Raw genomic sequence first — 15,290 nt, forward strand, 5'->3', positions numbered from 1 at the left:
CAGCTCGCCGAGACCGGCCGGCAGCCGCCGCAACGGCGCCACCCGGGCGGCGAACGCCGCCCGCGCCGCGGTGTCCGGCAGCTCGCCGAACACCATGAGATGCCAGACGTCCTCCAGCGAGCGGCGCTCGGCCAGCTCCACGGCCGAGTACTGCCGATAGTGGAAGAAACCCTCGCGCCCGCGCACGTCGCCGAGCGCCGTCTGCGTGACGACCACCCCCTTCAGCCCGCGCGGGACGTCGATGCCCGCCGGCGGGGTGGGCGAGGAATCCGCCGCCTTTGCCGCGTCCGCCGGGCCGGGGTGGGTCGTGCTGCCAGTCATGATCACCATGGTTCGCCTCCTCGCCATCAATAGTTGATCCGGCATGGACGACATGTCAACGTTGATTCCAGTCAACGTGAATCAGTACACTCGGCAGAGCGGAAGGGGGCGCGGATGGGTCATGGTGAGCGGCTGACGTCGCGCGAGGTCGCCGAGCGGCTCGGGGTGAAGCTCCAGACGGTCTACGCCTACGCCAGCCGGGGCCTGCTGCACAGTCAGCGTGCCGTCGGCGGCCGGGGCAGCACCTTCGACCCCGCCGAGGTCGAGCGGCTACGCACCCAGGGCCACCCGCGGGCTCGTGCCGCGGCCGCCGGCGGGACCGTCGCCGCCGGCGGACTGGTCGCAGGCGACGATCCTGAATGGGAGGCGCCTGCCGCCGGGGCCCCGAGTGGTACTGCCGTCCCCGCCGTCGGTGCCGCTGCCGTCCGTGCCCGCGCCGTCCATGTCCCCGCCGTCGACGCCCTCGGCGGCGGTGTGGTGGGGGTCGGTGCTCTGCGCGGCGGGGACCTGCCGGCCGTGCGCACCCGGCTCACCCTCGTCGCGGACGGGCGCCTCTACTACCGCGGCGTCGACGCTGTCGAGTTCGTCGCCCGGCACCGCTTCGAGGAGGTGGCCGGCTGGCTCTGGCGCGGCCGGACGGACCCGGCACCGGTGTTCACCGTCCCGCCGGATCTCGCCGCCACCCTGGAGCGGGTAAGCGGGATCCTGTCTGCCCGGTCGAGGCTCACCGACCGGATGCGGGTCGCCGTCTCGGTCGCCGCGTCGAGCGACCCGCTGCGCTTCGATCTGCGCGAGGACAGCGTCCTGCTCACCGCCCGCACCCTCGTCGCGTCGCTCGTCGAGGCCCTTCCTGCGCGGTCCGAGGCGTCTCGGGTAGCCGGGGGTCGCGCGAGGGCCGGGGTCGTCGAGTTGGGCGGGGTCGTCGAGTCGGGCGGGGCTGCGAGGTCGGATGGGGCTGCGAGGTCGGATGGGGTCGTCGAGTCGGCCGGGGCCGGGGAGTCCGGCGGGGCGTCGCAGACGACAGGGGATGCGGAGTCGGTGGGGGAGCGGGTAGGCATCGCCGGGCGGCTGTGGGGCCGGCTGGCTGGTGGGGCGGGCGATGCGGACGCGGTCGCGTGCCTTGACCGCGCCCTCGGACTGCTGGCCGATCACGACCTCGCCGTGTCGACGTTCGCCGCCCGGGTCGCGGCCTCGGCGCGGGCGGACCCGTACGCGGTCGTCTCCGCCGGGCTCGCCGTCCTCGACGGGCCCCTGCACGGCGGCGCCAGTCGGCTGGCGTACCGGCTGCTCGCCGAGGTGATCGACCGGGGGGACGCGGTGGTCGTCGTCTCCGAGCACCTGCGCGCCGACCAGCAGATCCCCGGATTCGGCCACGGGCTGTACCCCGGCGGCGACCCGCGGGCCCGCGCGTTGCTGGCGGCGCTCGGGGGCCTGCCCGCCGCCGAGCCCTTCCTGGTTGCCGCCGGCGAGATCGCCCGGGCGGCCGGGCGGGAGCGCGCGCTGCGGCCCAACGTGGACCTGGCGCTCGCGGTGCTCACCATGACCGCGGGGATGCCCGCCGAGGCCGGCGAGGTGATCTTCGCGGTGGCCCGCACGGTCGGCTGGGTCGCTCATGCCCTGGAGGAGTACCAGGAGACGCCGCTGCGCCTGCGTCCCCGCGGCGTCTACGCCGGCCCGCCGGTCCCGGCCCCACGGACATGACCTCGGGGTACCGCTGCGCGCGGTGTCCGGTTGATGGGCGCCCGGCGGCATCGGGCCGTCCGTGGATTGTTACCGGCGGCGGTTGGCCCCGGTGATCGCTTTGTCATGGTTCGGCGGTAGTGTGTGCCAGCCCCCAAGATCAGCCATCTTGCCTGCTCAGCGCGTCCCGCCCCCGTCGGCGGGACATCCTCGGAGGTCTCCGATGCCACGACCACGGCGTCTCACCGTCCTCGCCCTGGCCGCCGCGGCGCTGCTCGCGCTGGCCTCCTGCGCCGGCTCGTCGGGTGGCGGTTCCTCGTCGGACGGCCTGCACCTGGTCAAGTCCGGGCAGTTGACGGTGGCCACCGACTCGCCCGCCTACGCGCCGTGGTTCTCCGACGGCAAGCCGGCCAACGGCAAGGGCTTCGAGAGCGCGGTCGCCTATGCCGTGGCCGCCAAGCTCGGCTTCACCCCCGACCAGGTCCACTGGGTCACCGAGCCGTTCACCAGCTCGTTCGCGCCCGGTCCGAAGAAGTTCGACTTCGACATCAACGAGATCTCGATCACGCCGCAGCGCCAGCAGGCCGTCGACTTCAGCTCGGGGTACTACGACGTGAGCCAGGCCATCGTTGCGCTGAAGTCCTCCCGGATCGCGAACGTCACGACCCTCGCCGGGCTGAAGGGCGCGAAGTTCGGCGCCCCCGTCGGCACCACCAGCCTCGACGCCATCACCAGGCAGGTGGCGCCGGTGCAGCAGCCCGCGGTGTTCAACGACCTCAACGACGCGAAGACCGCGATGGAGAACGGGCCGATCGACGGCATCGTCGTCGACCTGCCGACCGCCTTCCAACTGACCTCCGCCGAGATTCCCGACTCGCTGATCGTCGGACAGTTCCCCACCGTCGGGGCGCCGGAGCAGTTCGGGCTGCTGTTCGAGAAGGGCAACCCGCTGGTGGTCAAGGTCAACGACGCCCTCGCCCAGCTCACCAGCAGCGGCGAACTGCGCCAGATCACCGAGCAGTGGCTTGGTTCCCAGGCGGGGGCCCCCGTCCTGCGGTGACGACCGCCTGGGAGCCCAGCGAACGCGAGCGGGCCCGGCGGCGGCTGCGGCGGCGCGCCCGGCTGCGGGCCGGGGTGATCGCCGCCGTCAGCACCGTGGCGGTCGCCGTGGCCGTGGGCGTCGGGATCACCCACACGTCGGGATGGCCGCGGGTCCGCCAGCGGTTCTTCTCCTGGTCGGAGATCGCCGCCGCCTGGCCGGCCGCGCGCACCGGCATGGTCGTCAACCTTGAGCTGTTCGTCGTCTGCGGGGCCGCGGCGGGCGCCCTCGGACTGCTGGTGGCGTTGGCGCGGACCCTGACCGGCCCGGTGTTCCTGCCGGTGCGGCTGCTGGCCGCCGCCTACACCGACCTGTTCCGCGGCCTGCCCGTCATCCTCGTGCTGTACCTGGTCGGGTTCGGCGTGCCCGCCCTGCGGCTGCGCGGGCTGCCCACCGATCCACTCGTCCTCGGCGGTGCGGCGCTCGTGCTCACCTACGCGGCCTACGTGGCCGAGGTGTTCCGGGCGGGCATCGAGTCGGTGCATCCGAGCCAGGTGGCCGCCGCCCGGTCGCTGGGCCTCACCCACGCCCAGACGATGCGCCGGGTCGTGCTGCCGCAGGCCGTCCGGCGGGTGACGCCGCCGCTGCTCAACGACGCGATCAGCCTCCAGAAGGACTCCAGCCTCGTCTCCGTGCTCGGGGTCGTCGACGCGGTCCGGGCGGCACAGATCGCCACGTCCGCGCACTTCAACTACTCGCCGTACGTGCTGGCCGGGCTGATGTTCCTCGCGATCACCGTGCCGCTGACCCGGGTCACCGATCATCTGGCCGCCCGTTCCGCCCGCCGCCGCGGCGCCGCCGGCATCACGGCCGGGAGCGTGCGGTGACGACGGCCGGCGACGCGGCGGCGGTGCTCAGCGTGCGCGGCCTGGTGAAGTTCTACGGGGACGCCCTCGTGCTGCGCGACGTCACCTTCGACGTCGGGCCCGGCCAGGCCGTCGTGCTCGTCGGCGGCAGCGGGTCGGGCAAGTCCACGCTGCTGCGCTGCCTGAACCTGCTGGAGCCCGTCGACGACGGCGAGATCCTGCTGGCCGGCGAGGAGATCACCGATCCGCGGGTGAACGCCGACCGGATCCGCCGGCGCATCGGCGTCGTGTTCCAGGCGTACAACCTGTTCCCGCACCTGACGGTGTTGCAGAACGTCACCCTCGCGCCGGTCCTGGTCCACCGGGTGCCCCGCGCCGCCGCCCGCGACCGGGCCCGCGAACTGCTCACCCGCATCGGTCTCGCCGACAAGGTCGACGTCTACCCGGACCGGCTCTCCGGCGGCCAGCAGCAGCGGCTGGCGATCGTGCGGGCGCTGGCGACCGGGCCGTCGCTGCTGCTGCTCGACGAGATCACCTCGGCGCTCGACCCGGAACTGGTCGGCGAGGTGCTCGACCTCGTCGGCGAGCTCAAGCGCGACGGCCTGCCGATGGTGCTGGCCACCCACGAGATGGCGTTCGCGCGGGACATCGCCGACGAGGTGCTCGTCCTCGACGGGGGAGCGATCATCGAACGGGGCGCGCCGCGACGGGTTCTCGACGATCCCCGCGAGGAGCGCACCCGCCGGTTCCTGGCCCGGCTACGACAGCCGGGTCCGCCGCAACGCGCTGCGGGCCCGCCGCCGCGGCGGTGAGGTCGAGACTGGCCAGCAACTGGAGATTCTCCGCCGACGCCGAACCGGGCTCCGCGGTCATCACCACCATCCGCTGGCCGGCGTCGGGCAGCCGCATGACCTCCTCGAACAGCGTCAGCCCGCCGACGAGCGGGTGCCGGAACTCGCGGATGGTGTTCGTGCAGTCGCGGACCGGGTGGCGTGCCCACAGCGTCGCGAACAGCTCGCTCTTCACGCACAGCTCGCCGATGAGGGCGTTGAGTTTGGTGTCGTCCGGGTGCGTGCCGGAGGACAGCCGCAGGTAGGCGACCACGTCGTCGACCTTGCGCCGCCAGTCGACGAACAGGTCGCGGGCGTGGGGCTCGAGGACGAACTCGCGGGCGAGGTTCGGCCGGCCGTGGCAGCGCTGCGGGGCGTCGGCGGGCAGGTGTGAACACAGCAGGGCATGCCCGAGCCGGTTCCAGGCGAGGACGTCGTTGCGCCGGCCGATCACGAGCGCGGGGGAGTTGCGCAGCTCGTCGAGCAGCAGGCGGATGCTCGGCCGCACGTGCTCGGGTCGGCTCGCGCGCCGGGCGGCTGCCGGCCGGGTCAGTCCGTGCAGGTAGACGGTCTCCTCGTCGGTGAGGCGCAGCACCCGGGCGAGGGCGTCGAGCACCGTGTCGGAGGCGTTGCGGCTCTGGCCCTGCTCCAACCGCGTGTAGTAGGTGACGCTGACCCCGGCGAGCTGCGCAATCTCCTCGCGGCGCAGGCCCGGCACCCGCCGCCGCTCGCCGTAGCGGGACAGCCCGACGTCCTCGGGGGTGAGCTGGGCGCGGCGCGAACGCAGAAAATCTCCCAGTTCGGTCATCCGTCCAGTGTTGCCGGCGCGGTCCCGGCGAACCACACCTCGCCGGTGCTAGCCATGCGATGGGTGGCAAACACGTGGTGTGGGCGGATCGGCGATGTTCGCGGAGGGTGGCCGGCATGAGTGTTTCGACCGATTCCGCCGCCGCGACCCGGGTTTCCCGGGTGGTGGCCGACGACGTGATGACCGCCCGCCAGCGGATCATCCTGGTCCTGCTGCTCGGCAGCCAGTTCATGCTGGCGGTCGACTTCTCCATCCTCAACGTCGCCCTGCCCTCGATCGGCGCCGGCGTCGGACTCGCCGACGCGCACCTGCAGTGGGTGGCGACGGCCTTCGCGCTGCCGGCGGCCGGGTTCACCCTGCTGTTCGGTCGGGTGGCCGACCTGGCCGGGCGGCGGCGGATGCTGATCGCGGGGCTGGCGCTGCTGGTCGTGTCGTCACTGGTCGGCGGTCTTGCCAGCAGCTCGACCGTGCTGCTGGGCGCCCGCGTCGGACAGGGACTCGCCGCCGCCATGACCACCCCGGCCGCCCTCGCGCTGTTGCTGACGAGTTTCCCGCCGGGTCGGCTGCGGCAGCGCGCGCTGGGGATGAACGGCGCGTTGATCTCGGCGGGATTCACCACCGGTGCGCTCGCCGGTGGCCTGCTGACCGGGCTGCTGAGCTGGCGTTGGGCCTTCCTCGTCAACGTGCCGGTGGCCGCGGCGATCCTGCTCGCCGCGCCGCGGCTGCTGCCCGCCGGGGGCGCGTCCGGCCCGGTCCGCCTCGACGTGCCCGGCGCACTCACCGTCACCGGCGGGCTGCTCGCGTTCGTCTACGGCATCGCCACCGGCGGCAACGACGGTTGGGCCGACCCCGTCGTGTGGGGCTGCATCGCCGTCGGCGTGGTGCTGCTCGCCCTGTTCTGGCGGATCGAGACGACCAGCGCCCACCCGCTGGCCTCGGTGGCGATCCTGCGCCGGCGCGCCGTCGGCTGGGGCAACGCCGGTGGTTTTGCCGTGTTCGCGCTGGAATCCTCGGTGGTGTTTCTGCTCACCCTCTACCTCCAGCAGGTCCTCGGCTTCTCGGCGACGACGGCCGGACTGGTCTTCGGCGTGCCCGGTGCGGCGGCGTTCGTCTCCGGGCTGGTCGCGCCCCGGCTGATGAGCCGTCGCGGCAGCGCCGTGAGCCTGGTCGCCGGCCTGGTGGTGCAGGGACTGTCCAACGCCGCGCTTGCCTTCGTCGGGCCGGACCGCAACTGGGTGTACCTGGTCCTTGCGGCCTCGGCGCTCGGCTTCTTCGGGCACGTCCACGGCATCGTCGCCTACCTGGCGACGGCCACCGGCGACCTGCCCGACCACGAGCAGGGGCTGGCCACCGCCCTGACGACCATGACGCAGCAGGTGGCGCTCACCGTCGGCATCCCGATCATCAGCACGGTCGCGACGGCGCGTTCGTCGGCCCTCGCCGATCACCTGTCCGCGGTCCGGTCCACCCTGGCGGGGATCCGGCTGGCCCTGCTGGTCGACGCCGCCGTCACGCTCGTGGTGGCCGCGGCCATCGCTGCGGCGCTGCTGCCCGGCCGGCGATCGGCCTCGTCTGCGCGGGCTCGCGACGACGCCGCCCCGGGCACCCCGTCCCGCGCCTGCGAGCAGGGCTGATGGGGCCGGCGGGACAATATCCGGACAGGATTCAGCCATTACCCGTCGACCGGACGGGGATGCCGGCAAAAAAGACGCCATCCGAATGTTGCGCAACGTCCGCTCAGCCGTAACCATGAGGCCCGTGATGTCCTATGAAGACGTGGTGGCGATCTCTGATCCGGTGGAGCGGGCAGCGCTCGCCGACAAACTGATGTGGGCGGACCATCCTCGGCGGCTTGAGCTACGCACAGTGCGTGGCGTCGCACTTCGAGTGGCGTTGGATTCCGGCGTGCCGGCCGACGCCATTGCTCGGCGGCTAGTCGTCACCGTCGCAGACCTGACCTGGATGGCCGCGCCGGCGTCGTCGGCCGCGGCCTGACCGACCGGGACGGTCGGACAACGGCGTCCGTCCGCCCTCCTACCGGCCGCTGAATCGGGCCGATCGCTCCGACGAACGTTTCTTGCTGATTTCCGGCTGGTTTCTCGCAGGATAGTCGCGTGGTAACGGTGAGTACGGTGAGAATACGCCGCCGTATCCGACCCCGACTGACCGCCGTGGCATTTCTCTCCTGACCGACTGACCGACTGACGGACCGGCCGGCCGCGTCGCCCCTCGCCGTCAGGTGGCCGAGAAGCCCCGCGCCGCCCACGCAGCCCCACGTGCCCCCGCGGGACCAGGTCGTTCGTGCCGCGGGTCGGGGAAGCCGCTTCGGGCGGACGCGTCTGCGGGGCACCCACGCGGGGTACGGAAGCCTCGACGCACGCCGGGCGGCACCGCCGCGTGCCCGGCGCGCCGACGCCGTCGGGGAGCCTGCATGCACGAACTGGCCATCACGCAGAGCGTCGTCGACGCGGTCGTGGAGCGGACCGGGCCGGCGCGGGTGACCGCGGTGCGGCTGGTCATCGGGCGGCGCTCGGGCGTCGTGCCGGAGTCCGTCCGGTTCTGCTTCGACCTGGTGACCGCCGGCACCCCGCTGGCCGGGGCGGCCCTGATGATCGACGAGCCTGCGGGCCGGGCGCGCTGCCGGCGGTGCGCCGCCGAGTTCGTGGCCGACGACGTCCTCGTGCTCTGCGGCTGCGGCTGCGCGGATGTGGCGGTGGACGGCGGTGACGACCTGCGGATCGCCTCGGTGAGCCTGGTGCCCACGGCGGCGGAGGCGAGCTGACCTGCGCGGGGATGTGGCCTGCGCGGGGGGAGGGGACTGAGCGATGTGTGAGACGTGCGGTTGCGACGACCCGGCGGCTGCGCCCCGGCTGACCTCGTTTTCGGCGGACGGCGAGGCGGCCGGCTGCTCGGGACGTGAGCTGCTGTTGGAACAGCGGGTGCTGGCGAAGAACGACGAGCAGGCCGAGCAGACCCGGCAGTGGCTGGCCGCGCGCAGCGTGCTCGCGGTCAACCTCATGAGTTCGCCCGGGTCCGGCAAGACGACGTTGCTGGAACGGACCGTGCGGGATCTCGCCGGACGGTGGCCGCTCGCGGTGGTCGAGGGCGATCAGGAGAGTGTGCGCGACGCCGAGCGGATCCGGGCCGGCGGTGTCCCGGTCGTGCAGGTGAACACCGGGCGCGGCTGCCATCTCGACGCGGACATGGTCGACCGGGCGCTGCGCGTCCTCGACCCACCCGCGGATGGGGTGGTGTTCGTCGAGAACGTCGGCAACCTGGTCTGCCCGGCGCTGTTCGACCTGGGCGAAGGCGTTCGGGTGGTGCTCACCTCGGTAACAGAAGGTGAGGATAAGCCGCTCAAATATCCGCACATGTTTGCCCAGGCCGATCTGGTGCTGCTGACCAAATGTGACCTGGTGCCGTTTCTCGCGGTGGACGTTGACCGCTGCATCGGGTTGATTCGCCGGATCAACCCGGCGGCCGACGTGTTCACCCTGGCCGGACTTCACCTGCCGGCCGGTGTTCCCGGCACCGAGCCGGAGCCCGGCCTGGCCGCCTGGTACGCCTGGCTGGATGCGCGTCGCCGCCGGCCCGATGCCCGGCCGCGGGCCGCCGTGGCGGGCCGGGTTTGACGCGAGCGGACCCGGGCAGCTCGTCAGTGCACGACCTAGAGTGTTTCGAAGAACACGTCGAGCTATCACTTGGTGGAGGTGTGCAGGTCGGCCGCAACGCGGCCCCACCGGGAGGGACACCGTCATGGGCAGCCTCGAGCCAGCCTGTTGCGGGCCACGGCCGCGATGACGACGGCCGGCGTGACGACCGGATCGGACCCGCGGTGGCCCGGCGTCCTGGTCAGCGACGCTGTTGGACCGGACGACCCGCGAGCGGTGGTCGGCGCACCCGCCGGGTTCGACGCGGCGCGGGCGGTCGCCGACGCGGTGCTCTACGAGGGCTACCTGCTCTACCCCTACCGTCGCTCCGCCGGGAAGAACCGGGTGCGCTGGCAGTTCGGGGTACTGGCACCGCCGGGATGGATCGCCGAGCAACCCTCGTCGGGGCCGGCAGGCGTGTCGGGTTCGGCGGACGGGTCGTTCCAGCAGGCCGAATGCCTGGTCGAGGCGACCGGGCCGGCGACGGTGTTCCTGCGACTGCGGTTCCTGCAGGTGATCCGGCGCCGGGTGGAGCGCCGGGCGGCGGACGGACGGTTCACGCCGGTCGACGAGCTCGACGTGGACGGGACGCGCGAGCTGACCTTCGACGAGGCGCGGCCGCGCGAGTTCGACCTCGCCGTGCCGCTGTCCGACCTGACCGACATCTCCCACTGCTCCGACTGCTCCGACCGATGTGACTGCTCCGACCGATGCGACTGCTCCGGCCGGTTGTCGATCCCGCTGCTCGCCCCGGGCGGCATCGAGGTCGAACCGCTGGGTCCGCGGCCGCAGGCGGCCCGGGTGGTGCGCCACTGGTGGCCGGTGGCGGCTGCCGTCCACCTGTCCGCGACGCGGGCCGAGGCACCGTTCCGGCTCTACCGGCTGCGGGTGGTGGTCGAGAACACGGTGGCCGACCTGGCCGCGGGCCGGCCGCGCGCCGAGGCGCTGCGCCGCTCGCTCGTCGCCGCGCACAGCCTGCTCGGCGTGCGCGGCGGACGGTTCCTGTCGTTGCTGGACCCGCCGGTCTGGGCGGCGAGCGCGGCCCGGGGCTGCGAGAACCTGCGGGTGTTCCCCGTCCTGGCCGCCGCGGCCCGGGACGTCATGCTGTGTTCGCCGATCATCCTCTATGACGATCCCCGGACGGCCCCCGAAAGCCCCGGGGATCTGTTCGACGCCACCGAGATCGACGAGATCCTCTCGCTGCGTACCCGCGCGCTGACCGACGAGGAGAAGCGCGAGGCCCGGGCGACGGACCGGCGGGCCGCCGAGATCATCGACCGGGTCGACGGCCTCCCGCGCGCCATGCTCGACCGCCTGCACGGCGCCGTGCGATCGCTGCGGCCGGTCGATCCGTCGACCGCCGCCCTGCCGTCGACGGACGTCGAGGCGCAGGACACTGGACGGCCACGACCGCGACTGACCGCGGCCCCGCCCGGCGGCCCGAACCCGCACGTCGGCGCTGATGCGGCAGCCGGTCCGGATCCGGCAGCCGGTCCGGATCCGGCAGTCGGCGCTGATGCGGCAGTCGGCGCTGATTCGGTAGTCGGTTCGGATCCGGCACTCGGCGGGCAAGCGGCATGGTGGGAGCCGGAGGCCGACCGGTCGGTCCACCCCGACCGGGACAGCGTGCTGGTCGAGGGAGTGACGGTCGCCCGCGGGAGCCGGGTCCGGCTGCGTCCGCGTGCTCGGGGCTCCGACGCCCATGACATGTTCCTCGCCGGCCGCCTCGCCCGGGTGGAGGCGATCTTCCTCGACGTCGACGGCAGCCGGCACGCCGCGGTGACCCTCGACGGCGACGAGACCGGTGACCTGCACCGGGCGGCCGGCCGCTACTTCTACTTCGCTCCCGACGAGCTCGACCCGCTCGCCGACCCGACGGACGCCGACCCGACGGACGCCGACCCGACGGAGGACGACCCGACGAACAACGACCGAACGGGCGCGCCGTGAGCGCCGCCCGCGCCCGTCGCCGCCCGCGCCCGGCCCGGACGCTTGTCGCCGGCGTCGGGAACATCTTCCTCGGCGATGACGGGTTCGGCGTCGAGGTCGTCCGCCGGCTCGACCCGGCGAGCCTGCCCGGCGGGGTCGACGTCGCCGACTACGGCATCCGCGGCCTGCATCTCGCCTTCGCGCTGCTCGACGGCCGCTACGACACGGTGATCCTCGTCGACGCGCTGGCATCCGACGAACCGCCGGGGACGCTCACGGTGCTGCGGCCCGAACTCGGCAACGCGCCGCAAGCGGACGCGCCGGCGGCGGTCGATGCGCCGGGGGTGATGGACGCGTTGGCGGTGGTCGATGCGCCGGTGGTGGTCGATGCGCACGGCATGTCCCCGGAGATCGTGCTGCGGCTGGTGCGCGATCTCGGCGGCGAGGTCGGCCAGGTCGTCGTCGTCGGCTGTCGACCGGCGGTGGTGGCGGAGCGGATGGAGCTGTCCGGCGCGGTGCGCGCCGCCGTCGACGACGCGGTCGACCTCATCGGCGACATCCTGCGGGACCCCCGACTCGTGGGGGCCGGACACGGAACGTGATGGAAGGGAGGGGTTGAGATGACAGCCACGGATGAGCGGCCGGCGCAGGCGCGGCCGGGTGGCGTCGACGAGGTGCACATCCTCTGGATCTCCGAGGGGATGAGCTGCGATGGCGACACGGTCTCGGTGACCGCGGCCTCGCAGCCGGCCATCGAGGACGTGATCACCGGTGTCATACCGGGCCTGCCGACGGTCCACCTGTACAACAAGGTGCTCTCACCGACGCTGGGTGGTGAGGAGTTCCTCGCCCCCTTCCGCGCCGCGGCCCGCGGCGAGCTGGCACCGTTCGTCCTCGTCATCGAGGGGTCGATCCCGAACGAGAACATCAACGGCGAGGGCTACTGGACGTCTTTCGGCAACGACCCGGACACCGGCCAGCCGCTGACGATCAACTGGTGGATCGACCGGCTCGCGCCGCGGGCCTGGGCCGTGATCGCCATCGGCACCTGCGCCGCGTACGGCGGCATCCACGCCATGGCGGGCAACCCGACCGGCTCGATGGGGCTGCTCGACTACCTGGGGCGCGACTTCACCTCGGCCGGCGATCTGCCGATCGTCAGCGTCCCGGGCTGCCCGGTGCAGCCGGACGACTTCATGGAGACCCTGACCTGGCTGCTGTACCACGCGGCCGGCACCGCTCCGCCGCCGCCGCTGGACGACCAGCACCGACCCCAGTGGATCTTCGGGCGGACGGTGCACGAGGGCTGCGACCGCGCGGGCTACTACGAGCAGGGCGACTTCGCGAAGGACTACAACTCGCCGAAGTGCCAGGTGAAGATCGGCTGCTGGGGTCCGGTGGTGAACTGCAACGTCCCCAAGCGGGGCTGGATGGGCGGGGTGGGTGGTTGTCCGAACGTCGGGGGCATCTGCATCGCCTGCACGATGCCCGGATTCCCCGACAAGTTCATGCCGTTCATGGACATGCCGCCGGGGGCGAGCCTGTCCTCGCTCGCGGTGAAGCCGTACGGGTCGGTCATCCGGCGCCTGCGGGGCATCACCAACGCCACCGTGAACCGCGAGCCGAGGTGGCGACACAACCGGGATGTGCTGACCACCGGTTACGACCCGAGTTACCGGCCGAAGGGACGGGTGTGATGACGGCCACCGAGCAGATGAGGGCCGCGGAGAAGCCCGGCCAGATCGTCGAGATGGCGTGGGATCCCATCACCCGCATCATCGGTAACCTCGGCATCTACACGAAAATCGATTTCGCCAACCGGCGGGTGACCGAATGCCACAGCACCTCGTCGCTGTTCCGCGGATATTCGGTTTTCATGAAGGGAAAGGATCCGCGCGACGCGGGCTTCATCACCAGCCGGATCTGCGGCATCTGCGGGGACAACCACACCACCTGTTCGGTCTACGCCCAGAACATGGCCTACGGCATCGCCAACCCGCCGATGGCGGAGTGGATCATCAATCTGGGTGAGGCCGCCGAGTACCTGTTCGACCACACGATCTTCCAGGACAACCTGGTGTTCGTGGACTTCTGCGAGGCGATGGTCAAGGTGACCAACCCCGGCGTGCTGGCCCGGGCCGAGGCCACCGCGTCGCCGCGCGCCGAGGTGCACGGCATGCGGACGATCGCCGACATCATGCGGGCGCTCAACCCGTTCGAGGGCCAGGTCTACAACGAGGCGCTGCGGGTCAGCCGCATCACCCGGGAAATGTTCTGCCTGATGGAGGGCAGGCACGTCCATCCCTCGACGGTGTATCCGGGCGGGGTCGGCACGATGCCCGAGCCCACCGTCTTCACCGACTACCTCACCCGGCTGATGGAGATCCTCGACTTCGTCAAGAAGGCCGTCGCGCTCAACGACGACCTGTTCGACTTCTGGTACGACGCGCTGCCAGGCTACGAGGAGGTCGGCCGCCGGCGTGTCCTGCTGGGCTGCTGGGGGGCCTTCCAGGACCCGAACGTCGTCGACTACCGGTACGAGAACATGACGGACTGGGGACGCGCGATGTTCGTGACCCCCGGCATCGTCGTCGACGGAAAGCTGCTCACCACCGACCTGGTGAAGATTAATCTGGGTATCCGCATCCTGCTCGGCAGCTCCTTCTACAAGGACTGGGTCAACGAGGAGAAGTTCGTCGAGCGCGATCCGCTGGGCAATCCCGTCGACATGCGTCACCCGTGGAACCAGACGACCTTCCCGGAGCCGCAGAAGCGTGATTTCGGCGAGAAGTACAGCTGGGTGATGAGCCCGCGCTGGCTCGACGAGGGCACCGGCGACCATCTCGCGCTCGACACCGGCGGCGGCCCCTTCGCCCGCCTCTACGTCACGGCGCTCGCGGGCCTGGTCGACACGCCGTACGTGACCGCCAGCGACGGCGCGGTGAAGATCTCGCTGCCGCGCAGCCGCACCCTGCCCGCCATGGACCTGAAGTGGTCCCCGCCCGCCTGGTCGAACGCGATCGAACGGGACCGGGCCCGGGTGTACTTCGTCGCCTACGCGGCCGGGATGGCGCTGCACTTCCTGGAGCGGGCGATGACGCGGGTACGTTCCGGCGACACCCGGACCTTCACCGACTTCGAGGTGCCGGACGAGACGATCGGCTGCGGTTTCCACGAGGCCGTGCGCGGGGTCCTCTCGCACCACATGGTCGTCCGGGACGGGAAGATCGCCAACTATCACCCCTACCCCCCGACGCCGTGGAACGGCAGCCCCCGGGACTCGTTCGGCACGCCGGGCCCCTACGAGGACGCGGTCCAGAACATGCCGATCTTCGAGGAGAACGGCCCGGACTCGTTCAAGGGCGTCGACGTGATGCGCGCGGTGCGCAGCTTCGATCCCTGCCTGCCCTGCGGGGTGCACATGTACCTGGGCCACGGCCGCACGCTGCGCACCGTGCACTCGCCGATGTTCGGGGCGAGCCATGGCTGAGCCTGCCATCGAGGGCGCCCACCACAGCGAGGGCGCCCACCGCAGCGAGGACGGCCACCGCAGCGAGGACGGCCACCGCAGCGAGGACGGCCACCGCAGCGAGGACGGGCATCGCCTTGATGACCGGGCGGTGCGCGAGCGGCTGACCCACCTCGACGAGGCGCTCGCCGAGGTGGAGCTGATCCCGGGGCCCAGCGGCGAACTGGCCCTGGACGCGGTGGCCACGCTCGCGTCGGTGTACGGCGAGGCGCTCGCCCGGGTCGCCGGCTATGCCGCCGGCGCCGCCGACGTGCTCGCCGCGCTGAGCGCCGACGAACTGGTCGGCCACCTGCTCGTCCTGCACGACGTGCACCCCGAGCCGGTGGACCGGCGGGTGACCCGGGCGATCGAGCGGCTGCGACCGGCGGTTCGCGACCGGGGCGGCGAGATCGAACTGGTGGGCATCGAGCGGGGCGTCGCGGAGATCAGCCTGACCCTCGGCGGGTGCGGCTCGGCGGCGGGCGAGGTCCTGGCCGCCGTCCGCGAGGACGTGCTCGCGGTCGCGCCCGAACTGTCCGAGGTCCGGCGTCAGGCCGCCGCCGCGGGCGGCACGCATGAGACCGCCTTTGTCCCCCTCGACGCAGTGCTCACCCCGCCGCTCGCCGCAGGCGCGCGATCGTGACGACCGACCTGCGCCC

At 72.3% G+C, this 15,290-nt stretch carries 14 protein-coding genes and 1 pseudogene; 13 read left to right on the plus strand and 2 right to left on the minus strand.

The window, feature by feature from the left end:
• On the minus strand, positions 1 to 330 hold a 330-nt coding region (locus tag ND748_RS12175), incomplete at its 3' end, for a citrate/2-methylcitrate synthase (RefSeq protein WP_285901988.1).
• Positions 331 to 435: 105 nt separating this feature from the next.
• Between ND748_RS12175 and ND748_RS12180 the strand changes: the two genes are divergently transcribed.
• From ND748_RS12180 to ND748_RS12195, 4 genes are all read left to right on the plus strand, one after another.
• Positions 436 to 2,022 (plus strand): citrate/2-methylcitrate synthase, encoded by a 1,587-nt coding sequence (locus ND748_RS12180; protein WP_251745890.1) that lies wholly within the window; start codon positions 436 to 438, stop codon positions 2,020 to 2,022.
• Positions 2,023 to 2,224: 202 nt separating this feature from the next.
• Positions 2,225 to 3,061, plus strand: a complete 837-nt coding sequence (locus ND748_RS12185) for an ABC transporter substrate-binding protein (protein ID WP_251745892.1) — start codon at positions 2,225 to 2,227, stop codon at positions 3,059 to 3,061.
• The gene (locus tag ND748_RS12190) at positions 3,058 to 3,927 is read left to right on the plus strand and encodes an amino acid ABC transporter permease (RefSeq protein ID WP_251745894.1); all 870 of its coding nucleotides are present in this window, start codon (positions 3,058 to 3,060) and stop codon (positions 3,925 to 3,927) included. Before ND748_RS12185 ends, ND748_RS12190 begins: the two co-directional genes overlap by 4 nt.
• Positions 3,924 to 4,718, plus strand: a complete 795-nt coding sequence (locus ND748_RS12195; protein ID WP_308205626.1) for an amino acid ABC transporter ATP-binding protein — start codon at positions 3,924 to 3,926, stop codon at positions 4,716 to 4,718. Before ND748_RS12190 ends, ND748_RS12195 begins: the two co-directional genes overlap by 4 nt.
• A 25-nt stretch (positions 4,719 to 4,743) precedes the next feature.
• Here ND748_RS12195 and ND748_RS12200 read toward each other — a convergent pair.
• Positions 4,744 to 5,544: pseudogene (locus ND748_RS12200) on the minus strand (helix-turn-helix domain-containing protein); the annotation flags it as partial.
• Positions 5,545 to 5,660: 116 nt separating this feature from the next.
• Here ND748_RS12200 and ND748_RS12205 point away from each other — a divergent pair.
• From ND748_RS12205 to ND748_RS12245, 9 genes are all read left to right on the plus strand, one after another.
• Positions 5,661 to 7,178, plus strand: a complete 1,518-nt coding sequence (locus ND748_RS12205; RefSeq protein WP_251745897.1) for an MFS transporter — start codon at positions 5,661 to 5,663, stop codon at positions 7,176 to 7,178.
• A gap of 127 nt (positions 7,179 to 7,305) precedes the next feature.
• Positions 7,306 to 7,539 (plus strand): hypothetical protein, encoded by a 234-nt coding sequence (locus ND748_RS12210; protein ID WP_251745899.1) that lies wholly within the window; start codon positions 7,306 to 7,308, stop codon positions 7,537 to 7,539.
• Between the two features lie 436 nt (positions 7,540 to 7,975).
• Complete coding sequence (locus ND748_RS12215; protein WP_251745901.1) at positions 7,976 to 8,326, plus strand: hydrogenase maturation nickel metallochaperone HypA; 351 nt, start codon at positions 7,976 to 7,978, stop codon at positions 8,324 to 8,326.
• Between the two features lie 43 nt (positions 8,327 to 8,369).
• Positions 8,370 to 9,176, plus strand: coding sequence for a hydrogenase nickel incorporation protein HypB (gene hypB, locus ND748_RS12220; protein WP_251745903.1), 807 nt, complete (start codon positions 8,370 to 8,372; stop codon positions 9,174 to 9,176).
• Positions 9,177 to 9,341: 165 nt separating this feature from the next.
• Entirely contained in the window at positions 9,342 to 11,144 is a 1,803-nt protein-coding gene (locus tag ND748_RS12225; RefSeq protein WP_285901990.1) for a hypothetical protein, read from the plus strand.
• Complete coding sequence (locus tag ND748_RS12230; protein ID WP_251745907.1) at positions 11,141 to 11,725, plus strand: hydrogenase maturation protease; 585 nt, start codon at positions 11,141 to 11,143, stop codon at positions 11,723 to 11,725. Before ND748_RS12225 ends, ND748_RS12230 begins: the two co-directional genes overlap by 4 nt.
• An 18-nt stretch (positions 11,726 to 11,743) precedes the next feature.
• Entirely contained in the window at positions 11,744 to 12,820 is a 1,077-nt protein-coding gene (locus ND748_RS12235) for a hydrogenase expression protein HypE (RefSeq protein ID WP_251745908.1), read from the plus strand.
• Entirely contained in the window at positions 12,820 to 14,613 is a 1,794-nt protein-coding gene (locus tag ND748_RS12240) for a nickel-dependent hydrogenase large subunit (protein ID WP_251745910.1), read from the plus strand. Before ND748_RS12235 ends, ND748_RS12240 begins: the two co-directional genes overlap by 1 nt.
• Positions 14,606 to 15,274 (plus strand): NifU family protein, encoded by a 669-nt coding sequence (locus ND748_RS12245; RefSeq protein ID WP_251745912.1) that lies wholly within the window; start codon positions 14,606 to 14,608, stop codon positions 15,272 to 15,274. Before ND748_RS12240 ends, ND748_RS12245 begins: the two co-directional genes overlap by 8 nt.
• The last annotated feature ends 16 nt before the right edge of the window (positions 15,275 to 15,290 follow it).

The sequence above is a fragment of the Frankia sp. AiPs1 genome (genome assembly GCF_023716945.1).
In the GTDB taxonomy this organism is placed as follows: Bacteria; Actinomycetota; Actinomycetes; order Frankiales; family Frankiaceae; genus Frankia.